This window comes from Pseudomonas sp. SDO5522_S412 (genome assembly GCF_054071215.1).
In genome coordinates this window covers 1-11272 of record NZ_JBSVWQ010000182.1, presented here as the reverse complement: position 1 = coordinate 11272, position 11272 = coordinate 1, and the positions used below count along the sequence as shown (strand labels likewise).

Annotated in this window: 14 protein-coding genes and 1 tRNA gene; 5 read left to right on the top strand and 10 right to left on the bottom strand. The window is 58.7% G+C overall.

The genetic code is table 11. The features are described from left to right. Nucleotides 1–94 precede the first annotated feature (94 nt). From ACW9I6_RS25435 to ACW9I6_RS25425, 3 genes are all read right to left on the bottom strand, one after another. On the bottom strand, nucleotides 95–1066 hold the full coding sequence (locus tag ACW9I6_RS25435) for a magnesium and cobalt transport protein CorA (protein WP_004371189.1): 972 nt from the start codon (nucleotides 1064–1066) through the stop codon (nucleotides 95–97). A gap of 71 nt (nucleotides 1067–1137) precedes the next feature. Then, on the bottom strand, nucleotides 1138–1893 hold the full coding sequence (locus tag ACW9I6_RS25430) for a lysophospholipid acyltransferase family protein (RefSeq protein WP_004371188.1): 756 nt from the start codon (nucleotides 1891–1893) through the stop codon (nucleotides 1138–1140). A gap of 215 nt (nucleotides 1894–2108) precedes the next feature. Then, complete coding sequence (locus ACW9I6_RS25425) at nucleotides 2109–2798, bottom strand: crotonase/enoyl-CoA hydratase family protein (RefSeq protein WP_102604813.1); 690 nt, start codon at nucleotides 2796–2798, stop codon at nucleotides 2109–2111. Nucleotides 2799–3131: 333 nt separating this feature from the next. Between ACW9I6_RS25425 and ACW9I6_RS25420 the strand changes: the two genes are divergently transcribed. After that, a tRNA-Ser gene (locus tag ACW9I6_RS25420) sits at nucleotides 3132–3221 on the top strand. Nucleotides 3222–3376: 155 nt separating this feature from the next. Next, nucleotides 3377–3835: a DUF2442 domain-containing protein gene (locus ACW9I6_RS25415; RefSeq protein ID WP_219406023.1), complete on the top strand. Its 459-nt coding sequence runs from the start codon at nucleotides 3377–3379 to the stop codon at nucleotides 3833–3835. A gap of 75 nt (nucleotides 3836–3910) precedes the next feature. On the opposite strand, the gene ACW9I6_RS25410 is transcribed toward ACW9I6_RS25415, so the two are convergent. The 5 genes from ACW9I6_RS25410 to ACW9I6_RS25390 form a co-directional block, all read right to left on the bottom strand. Continuing rightward, nucleotides 3911–4180 carry a short-chain dehydrogenase gene (locus ACW9I6_RS25410; protein WP_083853206.1) on the bottom strand — a complete coding sequence of 90 codons (270 nt, stop codon included), beginning with the start codon at nucleotides 4178–4180 and terminating at the stop codon, nucleotides 3911–3913. Nucleotides 4181–4511: 331 nt separating this feature from the next. Continuing rightward, a complete protein-coding gene (locus ACW9I6_RS25405; RefSeq protein ID WP_457339975.1) occupies nucleotides 4512–4865 on the bottom strand; it encodes a gamma-glutamylcyclotransferase family protein in 354 nt (117 codons plus the stop codon). Nucleotides 4866–4882: 17 nt separating this feature from the next. Then, nucleotides 4883–5545: a M24 family metallopeptidase gene (locus ACW9I6_RS25400; protein WP_457339974.1), complete on the bottom strand. Its 663-nt coding sequence runs from the start codon at nucleotides 5543–5545 to the stop codon at nucleotides 4883–4885. A gap of 68 nt (nucleotides 5546–5613) precedes the next feature. After that, nucleotides 5614–6192, bottom strand: a complete 579-nt coding sequence (locus ACW9I6_RS25395) for a DUF4337 domain-containing protein (RefSeq protein WP_008434886.1) — start codon at nucleotides 6190–6192, stop codon at nucleotides 5614–5616. 54 nt (nucleotides 6193–6246) lie between these two features. Next, nucleotides 6247–7131, bottom strand: coding sequence for a LysR family transcriptional regulator (locus tag ACW9I6_RS25390; RefSeq protein ID WP_457339973.1), 885 nt, complete (start codon nucleotides 7129–7131; stop codon nucleotides 6247–6249). A 96-nt stretch (nucleotides 7132–7227) separates the two neighbouring features. On the opposite strand from ACW9I6_RS25390, the gene ACW9I6_RS25385 reads away from it, so the two are divergent. Next, complete coding sequence (locus tag ACW9I6_RS25385) at nucleotides 7228–8196, top strand: SDR family oxidoreductase (RefSeq protein WP_457339972.1); 969 nt, start codon at nucleotides 7228–7230, stop codon at nucleotides 8194–8196. On the opposite strand, the gene ACW9I6_RS25380 is transcribed toward ACW9I6_RS25385, so the two are convergent. Beyond that, nucleotides 8183–8539 carry a DUF2784 domain-containing protein gene (locus tag ACW9I6_RS25380; RefSeq protein ID WP_178966483.1) on the bottom strand — a complete coding sequence of 119 codons (357 nt, stop codon included), beginning with the start codon at nucleotides 8537–8539 and terminating at the stop codon, nucleotides 8183–8185. The two genes, ACW9I6_RS25385 and ACW9I6_RS25380, sit on opposite strands and share 14 nt — an antisense overlap. Nucleotides 8540–8563: 24 nt before the next feature. Then, nucleotides 8564–9460 carry a LysR family transcriptional regulator gene (locus ACW9I6_RS25375; protein ID WP_004371170.1) on the bottom strand — a complete coding sequence of 299 codons (897 nt, stop codon included), beginning with the start codon at nucleotides 9458–9460 and terminating at the stop codon, nucleotides 8564–8566. A gap of 97 nt (nucleotides 9461–9557) precedes the next feature. Here ACW9I6_RS25375 and ACW9I6_RS25370 point away from each other — a divergent pair, with 97 nt between their 5' ends. Both ACW9I6_RS25370 and ACW9I6_RS25365 read left to right on the top strand, forming a co-directional pair. Continuing rightward, on the top strand, nucleotides 9558–10406 hold the full coding sequence (locus ACW9I6_RS25370) for an oxidoreductase (RefSeq protein ID WP_087692746.1): 849 nt from the start codon (nucleotides 9558–9560) through the stop codon (nucleotides 10404–10406). Between the two features lie 104 nt (nucleotides 10407–10510). Continuing rightward, complete coding sequence (locus tag ACW9I6_RS25365) at nucleotides 10511–11197, top strand: HAD-IA family hydrolase (RefSeq protein WP_004371166.1); 687 nt, start codon at nucleotides 10511–10513, stop codon at nucleotides 11195–11197. Nucleotides 11198–11272: the final 75 nt, after the last annotated feature.

The window sequence follows — 11272 nt, the reverse complement described above, 5'->3', positions numbered from 1 at the left end:
GTTTTTCTTTGTTTGGGTGAAGAAAGGGGAGAGGTTTTGGGGTTTCTTCCCCCCCACGGCGGACAACCCCCCCCCCCCCACAACAGCAGGTTTCCTACAGCCAGCCTGAACGCTTGAAGCTGGCCCACAAACTTGTACACCCCACCGCAATAAACCCCAGCACCGCAAAATAGCCGTAGTGCCATTGCAGCTCCGGCATGTTCTGGAAGTTCATCCCGTAAATCCCGGCCACCGCCGTCGGGAACGCCAGAATCGCTGCCCACGCGGCAAACTTGCGTTGCACCACGCTTTGGCGCGAGGCTTCCAGCAACACCCCAATCTCGATGGTCTGGCTGGCGATATCCCGCAAGGTGGTCAGGTCTTCCATCTGCCGGGTGACGTGAATCTGCACATCGCGAAAGTACGGACGCATGTTCTTGTCGATAAACGGGAAGCTCAGTTTCTGCAATTCCTGACTGATCTCCACCATCGGTGCCACATAGCGCTTCAGTCGCAGCACATCGCGGCGCAGGCCGTGGAGCTTCTGGATATCCGCTTCACTCAGGGAGTTGCACAACACGTTGCGCTCCAGTTCATCGACCTCGGCATGAATCGCCTCGCTCACCGGCTGGTAGTTCTCGGTAACAAAATCCAGCAGCGCATAGAGTACGAAATCTTCCCCATGCTCCAGCAACAGCGGTCGCGCCTCACAGCGCTGGCGCACATAGCCGTAGGATGCCGAGTGGCCGTTGCGGGCGGTGATGATGTAGCCGTTGCCGGCAAAGATATGGGTTTCGATAAACTCCAGCTTGCCGTTATCGCGCACCGGCGAATAGGTCACGATAAACAGCGCGTCGCCGAAGGTTTCAAGCTTGGGGCGGCTGTGTTTTTCCAGGGCGTCTTCGATGGCCAGTTCGTGCAGGTTGAACTGGCGCTGCAGGTTGGCCAGTTCCAGTGCGCTGGGCTCTTCCAGGCCGATCCACACAAAGTGGTCAGGCTTGGCGGCCCACGCGGCGCCTTCGTCGAGGGTGATATCAGTGACTTTCTTTCCGGCGCTATAGACGGCGGCCGCAACAACTCTACCCATAGTGCTGATCGCTTCTTCTTGAATGGCAGATGACAACTGTCAGGCAGCTTAGCTGCCCTGCCCAATCAGAGTCAGCAAATTCGGCGGGGTTCAGCCGTGATTGCAGGCGTGGTTTGCAGCTCGCGGTCCATCGCCTCGATGCAGTCGCGCATTTGCTCGCGACAGGTCTGCATTAACAGCGGCATGTCATCCATCGTCAGCCCCTTCGTAGGAATCGGCGGCAACGAGCGAATCAGAATATCGCCACTGTTCCAGCTATTGAGCTTCATCTGCTTCACATAGGTGCTGACACACACCTGCACAATCGGCACGCCTGCGGCGATCGCCATCTGGAACGCGCCTTTCTTGAACGGCAGCAGGGTTTCACCGAAGTTGCGCGTGCCTTCCGGGAACACCCAGATCGAGGTGTCGGCATGCTGCAAGGTGTGGGTGGTGGTCAGCATCGAACGCCGCGCCTTGTGCGCATTGCCCCGGTCGATCAACACATTGCCCGCCAGCCAGAACAACTGTCCGAACAACGGCACCCACTTCAGGCTCTTCTTGCCGATACACACCGTGCGGTACGGCACCACGGTGCCGAACACAAACAGGTCGTAGTTGGATTGATGGTTGGCGATGATCACGCAACTGCTGGGCTTGTTACGCAGCGAGTCGACATCGGCCTTCACTCGCAGGCGCAATAGCCACATCGCCGGTACCGCATACAGGCGCGCGCAGTAACGGCTGTTGTCCGGATTGAACGGCCGACAGATCCCCAGCAGCACGCCCAGTACGCCCGCAATCATAAAATGCAGGCCCATCAACAACATGCGTAACAAAAAAAGCATCGACACGGCCCATCGGGACAAAAGGTGGCGCAGTGTACGGATGTGCACTGTATTCGGCAATTGCCCCTATAGAGTCAGGAGATAGGCGATGTTTAAGCGCATGTTTCAACATGCTGTGACAGACACTGTTTAGAGCGGTTGTAGGCAATCCGGAATTCTTTGTAAGAAAAAGCCCGACTCAAGGTCGGGCTTCGATTCAGCAGGCGTAGGTTTGATTAACCCAAGTGCCCCTGATCCTGAATGATCGCGTCATCCAGGGCTTCCAGCAGCGCCTTACGCACCTTCAGCTTGGTGTGCTTGTGGGCGTTCATATTGATCTTCTTCAACTGGCGAGCCGCTTCCAGTGCAGCTGCCTGCAACGCTTCCGGCGCGACCACCTTGTCCAGGAACCCGGCGCTCAACGCGTCCTGCGGGTTAAACATCTCGGCATTGATCACCGAACGGTGGAACGCCGACTTGCGCAGACGATCCCGCGCCAGCTCGATCCCGGCGTGGTGCATGGTCATGCCGATCATCACTTCATTCAGGCCAATGCTGAAAGGCCCGTCCACACCGATCCGGTAATCCGCCGACAACAACAGGAATGCCCCCTTGGCCACCGCGTGCCCGGGGCACGCCACGATCACCGGGAAGGGGTGCGACAACAGGCGGCGGGCGAGGGTGGAGCCCGACGTCACCAGGCTCACGGCTTCTTTAGGGCCGGCGGTCATCACCTTCAAATCATAGCCACCGGACAAAATCCCCGGCGTGCCCGTGATGATCACCACCGCCCGATCCTTCTCGGCCTGATCCAGCGCTTGATTAAACGCACTGACCACTGCCGGCGAAATGGCATTCACCTTGCCGTTGCTCAGGGTCAGGGTCGCGATACCGTCTTCGAGGTGGTAGGCAATCAACTCACTCATGACGCGATTCCTTGTAATGCTTGTAATAGAAGGACAGACGGCAGACGTTACCCACCGCGCCCGCCCTGGTAAAGCGCCATGACTGACTACCCAGTCAGACTTTTCCCCCATGCCCACCCGCAGGCGGCCTTCGGCAAGGCGCAGCAGCTACTATAGACAAGCGCCGCGAGTGCCCGAGAATGGCAGAATCGCCGTGGTGTGCGTGGCGCCGCAGAGGGCTGGAACGGCATAACCGCCTAAGCGCATGAAAATTCTGAAAAAAACCTTTGCCATCGGAAAAGCTTTCGACTACATTAGCGCGCCTCGACAGACTGAATCAGTTTGACGAGATACGGTGAAGTGTCCGAGTGGCTTAAGGAGCACGCCTGGAAAGTGTGTATACAAGAAATTGTATCGAGAGTTCGAATCTCTCCTTCACCGCCAAATTCGATGTAAACAAAACCCCTGGTTTCGAGAGAAGCCAGGGGTTTTGTGGTTTCTGGGGTTTGAATATTTGGTTGTGCTAGGAAAAAATTTTCTCTAGCTTCAGCTCCTTGTCTAGACGGGTATGGAATGAACAAAACCGGAGGAACTGACTTATGACCAGCAAGCTTCGCATCTCTGCTGTGCAACCAGTTGCCGGCAAGCATGCCATCGAAATTGAGTGGAATAACGGCAAGCGGCATACCGTTGATCTCACTGATCACATAAATACCTTCCCGATTCTAAAACCCCTTCAGGACTTGGCTCTATTTGGTCGGGTTGAAGTCGGTGAGTGGGGCCTTGACGTGACTTGGGGCAATGACCTTGAGTTGTCCTCCGGCACCTTGCATCGTTTGGCGCTGGAACAGTCCGGCGAGGTCATGCTGACGCAGGACTTCAGAAAATGGATGCTCAGCAACAACCTGTCGCTTTCCGCCGCGGCTGTAGAGCTGGGCTTCACTCGTAGGACTATTACTTCCTACAGCAGCGGGGCCGCTCTGATTCCCAAGCATGTAGGGTTGGCGTGTAAGGGCTGGGAGTACGAGCATAAGGTTCGTGGCACGCGTTGCGTTTAGGTTGGTAATGTTCGCAAAAAAGGGATGACTGAGAGGTCGCCCCTTTTTCGTTTGTGCGGGATCAAGCCAATGGGTTTAGGAACACCGCATAGCCATGCGCCGACCTATCACATCCAGCAAATCACAACCATCGCGCAACGGAATCGAACACAGCAGCGAAAAGTCACTGAGCACAACCGTATCGCTGCTGATTTCTGCACGCAGTGCCAGATTTTCAAGAACTTGAGTAACAGCGCGAATTCGATAACCGGCAGCGTCAAGCAGTACGTCCAGCGGCGCAGTGGTATCTACAAAAAGGGCAGGTGTCTCGCAATCGTTGCTGGTGAGGGCCATGTATTGATTCATATGTGATGTCCGTTCTCTTAAGGAGGAGAGTAGCCACACATTTGTCGCCAAACAAAAGGTGGCAGCTGTACGCGGGTTGGCGAACCGGAAAAAGACGGACAATGCCGGCAGACCCGAAGGTCTCCCGCGCACAGCTACCATTGGGTAGCTTATTGCGCGCAGGAGCATCCCGCAAATTAGCCGGGAGGCTTCTGCCGTCTTATAGTCGAGTCGCCAAACCCGGTCGCTATGAGAGCGACCGGCGAACTATATGCCCCACGTCACAAACCCGGCAGGTCGCGCCTTCCGATTGATCTGTAGGAAATCACTCCGACTGACCAACTGCACCCCCTCAAGCCTGCACATACACCCAAGCCGTCAACCCCGAAGCCAACCCCACCGAAACCCGCTTATAGTCCGACACCTCATACGTATCCGCCGCCGCCAGCTCCTTCTCGGTAATCTGAAACACCATCCCCTCAACACTGTCTTCATTGCGCCCGCTGGGAGCAACGATCGGATGATGGGTCTTGCCGCTGGCCGCCAATACCTCAGGATCGGTAATCTCCACCCAGCTTTTTGAATACCCCAGCATCGCATCCTGCTGACCCACCAACTCCCGCCCAAAGTTGGACAGTTGCACAGCCTTGTCCTGCAGCGTGCCGTAGGAAAACAACAGCACGGGAAATTCGGTCGAGCGTTCCATCTTTATTCCTTGAAAAATTAAGCCAGCAAATCTTCGTAAAACGCACCATAAGCCGCGCTCGGGTGCGCAATCTGGATCTCCAGGATCCACAGCCCTTCATTCGGATACTGGTCAAAATCCCCAAGATCACCGCCACGGTAAATCGCATGGGGGAAATCGCTGACGCGGTGCCCTTTGATGTCGAGGTTCAGCACCCAACCCATTTCCTTCGCTTGCTCTTCGGCAAAACGATACAGCTCCAGGCCGACGACTTTATCGTTCCTCCAGCGCTGTTCCACCCGGTCAAACAACTCTTTCGCTGCGCGCGCACACGCGGCCATCTCCGGGTTGTTGCCAGTGCTGAAGGTCGCCCCCGCATCACCTTCATGGCCTTGCCAAACGGCGCCCATGTCGATGAAGTAGATGTCGTTTTCCCCCAGCACCGGGTCGCCGTCGGAGCGTTCCTTAAAGGTCTTGAGGGTGTTGGCGCCAAAGCGCACCAGCAGCGGGTGCCAGATGCGCTGCATGTCGAGGTCGGCGAGGACTTTTTTGCCGAGCTCGCGGGCTTCGGATTCGAGCATGCCGGGGCGGATGAGTTTGGACAGTGCTTCGATCGCGCGCCAAGTCATGGCCTGGGCGTAGCGCATTGAGTCGATGCTGTAGGCGACGCCCACAGCTTCCTTGGATGATTGTGCGGTCACCGGCTTTTCCTCGGCTTTATAGTGTCAGGCGTTATGCGTTTTACTATATAGCGATGGCAGGATGGAACCTAAATATGCAACCACGCCATCCCACCCAACACCACACTCACACCACCGGCGGTATACGCCATGCGCTTCAACCATTCCTTCCTTGTCAGCAAGGTAATCGCCGCCAGCGAAATCGCGATCTGAATCGCGGTCATCGCCTGTGCCCAGCGGTGATGTTGGTGCAGCGCCTGTTCTGACTTTTCATCCCATTCCTTCGACGTGGCCTCGAGCTTTTCGGCTTGTTTGCGCACGTCTTCCTTCTGGGTTTTATAACGCTCGATCTCGTCGGTGTAGTGCTTGGCATCAACCCCCGGAATATGCGTCGCCAGCTCCGCAAGGTTCTGCCGGCTGGATTTGGCCTGGTAGTAGTTCCACTGGTTGGCGGCTTCGGTCTTGAAGATGGCGGCGTTGTTTTTGTCCATCGCCGCTTCGCTTTCGGTGGAGCCGGCCTGGTAGCTGAGCATGGCGCCGACGGTGGCCATGATGGCGGTCATCACGGCGATGCGGCTGGCGAAATTGTCTCCGCTGCGGTGGGCATGTTCGGTGGCGTGTTCGACGTGTTTTTCGTGGGGGCTGGGGACTTCGAAGGCTTCGGACATGGGGGCGTCTATGAAGGGTTTGAGGGACTCTGATTCTTCACCAGAGAAGCTGTCTCAATCCTGTACGTAATGCTGCAAACCGGCCACCAGGGCGTCAAAGGTGACGCGGCAGCGCGGGCTGTTGCGCAGGTCTTCGTGCATGGTGACCCAGGTGTCCAGTTGCAGGGCAAATGCGTCCGGCAGCACTCGGCTCAGGCGGGCGTCTTGCCGGGCCAGTTTGACCTGGCAGCCACCGATGCCGGCGCCAGCGCGGATCAGGGCCAGTTGTGCGAGGTCGCTGTCGCTGCTGAGGGAAAAGGCGCTGCGGTCGAAGCCTTTGACGGCCAGGCTGCGGATGAAGGCGCTTTCCTGGTCGTAGCCGATGACTGAATGAGCTGAGAGATCATTCAGGCTCTGGGGTGTGCCATGTTGTTGCAGGTAGTCGTTGCGCGCATGCAGGCCGACTTCGATAACGCCGATCCTTTTCGCCAGAAGTTGTTCCTGGCTGGGTCGGACCATTCGCACCGCGATGTCGGCCTCCAGTTGCAGCAGGTCCAGCAGGCGATTGCTCAGCACCAGTTCGACCTTGAGGTGCGGGTGCTGCCGGCGCAGGCGGGTGATGATCGGCGGCAGGACTTCCACGCCGATCACTTCGCTGGCAGACACCCGTACCACGCCGCGTACTTCGGGGCCTTGGGGCGAGGCTGCACGTTCGAGTGCGGCGGCGGTGGTTTCCATGGTTTCGGCATGGGTGCGCAGGGTGAGGGCGACCGCCGTGGGCAACAGGCCGCTGGCGGAGCGGGTGAACAGCACCACGTTGAGGGATTTTTCCAGCGCAGCGATGTGCCGCCCGACCGTGGGCTGCGTGATGCCGAGCTGCCGTGCGGCCCCCGACAACGATCCTTCCTTGAGTACCCCGAGGAACGACCGGTAAAGCTCCCAACCAATATTTGATGCCATGCATAAATGTATAGCGTCTGGATGATCTTCGGCAATTCCTCTATAGCTCGCCGGCAAACAGAATCGCCCCATCACACAACCCTCAGGGGAAAAAGCATGAACAAGGTTCTGGTAATGGGCGCGACAGGCGGGATTGGTGGCGAGGTGGCGCGGCAGTTGTTCGCTGCCGGCTGGCAGGTATGTGCCCTGACTAGGGATGTGGATAAGGCCCACAAACAGAACGCCGATTTCACCTGGATAAAAGGTGATGCGCTGAACCGTGGGGAAGTCGTCGCAGCGGCCCGGGGTTGTTCGGTGATCGTGCATGCGGTGAATCCGCCCGGTTACCAGCGCTGGGCGGAGCTGGTGCTGCCGATGATCGACAACAGCATCGCGGCGGCAGTCGCGGAAGGGGCGACGATTGTCTTGCCGGGCACGGTGTACAACTTCGGGCCTGATGCATTCGCGCGGTTGGAGGAAGATTCGCCGCAGCATCCCCTTACCCGCAAGGGCGCGATCCGGGTAGAGCTGGAGCAGCGTTTGCTTGAGGCGACCCGGCAGGGCGCACGAGCGCTGATCGTGCGGGCAGGCGATTTTTTCGGCGCCAAGGCCGGCAGCAGCTGGTTTTCCCAAGGCCTGGTCAAACCCGCAAAACCGGTGGCCAGCGTGAGTTATCCGGGAGCGCCAGGCGTGGGGCATCAGTGGGCTTACCTGCCTGATGTGGCGAGGACCATGGTCGAGTTGATTGCACGCCGCGACAGCCTTGATGCCTTCGCCCGCTTTCATATGGCGGGGCACATAGATGCGGACGGTCGGCAGATGAGCCAGGCGATTCAGCGGGTGGTGTCACGCAAGACCGGCCAACAGCCTTCTGTACGTGCTTTCCCGTGGTGGCTGCTGAAACTGGCCGCGCCCTTTGTCACCACCTTCCGCGAGATGCAGGAGATGCGCTACCTGTGGCAAACCGAGGTACGCATGGATAACCGCCGCCTGGTGCAGGTGCTGGGCAGCGAACCCCACACACCGTTGGACGAGGCGGTTGAGGCGACGTTAGTTGGTATTGGTTGCTTGCCTAGGAGCGCCTGATCAATCGCACATACACCGCGATATTGATCAACAGCACCAGCGCGCCCAGCCCCAATTGAATCTGCGGCGTCAGCCCGGCCGGGTAGATCAGGGTCAGGATGTAATGCTCGATAAAGCCGCCGTCATATCCGTCCTGCCCGGCCAAATGACGAAACAGATTTTCCCAGCGGGTCAGCGGGCAGGGCAGATGGAACACTTCAACGGCAACGCCCCACGCGGCGGCAGGCAAATGCAGCCACATGACCGGTCGCCATTTGAGGGCGAGCAAACCGCCAAACAGCACGAACAGAATGAACGACAAATGAAACAGCACCAGGCCGTCGGCGGCGAAACGGTAGAGCATGATGGGGTTCGCTTTTTGAATGGATCAGGTCCCGAATTCTTCCTTCAGGAACTCGATAAACACCCGCAATTTCTTCGGCGTGTTCGTACGGTTGAAGTAATACAAATACAGCGCGCTGTGGGCAATCCAGTCGTCCAGCACCTCCACCAACTCACCGCGTTGCAGGTACTGCTCGACGCTGGAGCGCGCCACGTAGGCAAAGCCAAACCCGTCCAGCGCACCGCGCACCATCAATTCAACATCGTTGGTCGCCAGCCGGCCTTTTACCGTAACCCGCATCTGCTTGCCGGCTTTTTCAAAGTCCCAGCGGTGCAGCGAGCCGGTCTGCGCGCTGCGGTAGTTGACGCACTCATGCTCCAGCAAGTCGTGGGGATGAGTGGGCAGTTTGCGCCCCTGCAAATACTGCGGCGTGGCGACGATGACGAATCGCAACTGCGTCGCCACCGGCACCACCACCATGTCTTCGGCCAGCACATGGTCGTAGCGGATGCCCGCGTCAAAACCCTGGGCGACGATGTCCACCAGGCTGTTGTCCACCGCCACTTCCAGGTTGATGCCCGGGTATTTGCGCAGGAAGCGCTGGAGCAACGGTTGCAGGACCATTCGGCTGGCGGTGGAGGGAATGTTCAGGCGCAAGGTGCCGGCGGCGTCGACCGTCGCCGCTGCTACGCTGTGCAGGCTGGTTTGCAGTTCTTCCAGCAGCGGCGTGATCTTCTGGATCAACTGCTCGCCGGCCTCGGTCACGCTGACGCTGCGGGTGGTGCGGTTGAGCAGTTGCACACCCAACTGTTTCTCGAGGGCGCGCACGCGATGGCTGACGGTCGACACCGACAGGCTGCTGGCGTCGGCCGCCTGGGTGAAGCTTTTCGAGCGGGCGACCTGCAGGAACAGTCGCAACTGCTGAAAATCGGGCGTGTCCATTGTGTGGTATTTCCGAAAGGGCCTTGTGGATTATGCATCTTTTTAGCAAGAACAGCGGCGCGCATACTTTTCCTACACACACGAGGATTGGCCCTTTATGACGACTTCCACCGCAAAACCCGTCTGGTTCATCACTGGCTGCTCCACCGGTTTCGGCCGCCAGCTGGCGTTGCACACCCTGAGCCTCGGCTACCCGACCGTGGTCACCGCGCGTAATCCGCAGCAGGTGCAAGACATCGTTGCCGGTCACGAAGAAAACGCGCTGGTCCTGACGCTGGACGTTACCGACCAGGCCCAGGTCGAGGCGGCTGTCAAAGCGGCTGAAGAACGTTTCGGCCATATCGACGTACTGGTCAACAACGCCGGTGTCGGCTACTTCGGCTCCTTCGAAGAAAGCGACCTGGATGACGTGCGCAACATGTTCGAAATCAACGTGTGGGGCTTGAGCGCCATGACCCGCGCGGCCTTGCCCGGCATGCGCGCCCGGCGCTCGGGCAGCATCGTGAACATTTCCTCGGTGGGCGGTGTGGCGGCGTTCCCGTCGCTGAGTTTCTACAATGCGACCAAGTTTGCGGTGGAGGGCCTTTCCGAGGCGCTGTCCCAGGAAGTCGCGCCGTTGGGGATCAAGGTGTTGCTGGTCGAGCCGGGCCCGTTCCGCACCGACTGGGCCGGGCGTTCGGCCAACGAGGCGGCTCACGGGATTGCCGACTACAAGGAAACGGCGGTGGCACGGGCCAATATGGTTCGCAACTACAGCGGCAAGCAGCCGGGTGATCCGGTGCGCGCGGCGATTGCCATCGTCAAGGCGGTGGAGGCTGAGCAACCGCCATTGCGCCTGTTGCTGGGCAAGGCTGCGTTGACCTTTGCGCGGACCAAGGTGAAGGCGCTGAGTGCGGATTTTGATGCGTGGGCTGAGGTAACTGAGGGGGCGGATTTTCCCGAGTGACGCACTGACTGGATTCGGCACAAGGCCGTAACGGTTGCTTGCAGGTAACGCTGGCCGTTATTGTGCTGAATCCTTTTAGTCCTTTTGCCCACGGATCTGTAGTGATGAATGCACCGCGTACCGCTGTCCCGATCAAGGCTGTCATTTTCGATATGGACGGGTTGTTGCTGGACACAGAAGGCATCTACACCGAAGTCACACAGATCATCGCCGAACGCTATGGCCGTACCTATGACTGGGGGATCAAGCAGCACATCATTGGTCGCGGCGCCCAGGACCTGGCGGATTACGTGGTCAAGGCGCTGGACCTGCCGATTACCCCCGCAGAATTCCTGGTGATCCGCGAGCCGCTGATGAGCGAGCGTTTCCCCAAGGCCTTGGGCATGCCGGGTGCTGAGGCGCTGGTGCGGCATTTGAAGGCGCATAACATTCCGATTGCCGTGGGCACCAGTTCGTCGCGCAACTCGTTTGGCCACAAGACTACGTTGCACCGTGAGTGGTTTGGGTTGTTCGACACCATCGTCACGGCGGATGACCCGGAGGTCGGGGCGGCCAAGCCGGCGCCGGATATCTTCCTGACGGCGGCGCGCCGCTTGGGTGTGGCACCGGAGGATTGCCTGGTGTTTGAGGATTCGCCGTTTGGCGTGACGGCGGCCAAGGCTGCGCACATGACCGCGATTGCGGTGCCGGATGAGGCGATGGCGGACAGCAAGTATCACCATGCTGACCAGATTATTCGCAAGTTGGCTGACTTTGATTTGGCGGCGTATGGCTTGCCGCCGATGCGTTGATCCCTCTGAAGCGACTGGATTAAAAATGTGGGAGCGGGCTTGCTCGCGAATACGGTGTGTCAGCCAATACATGTG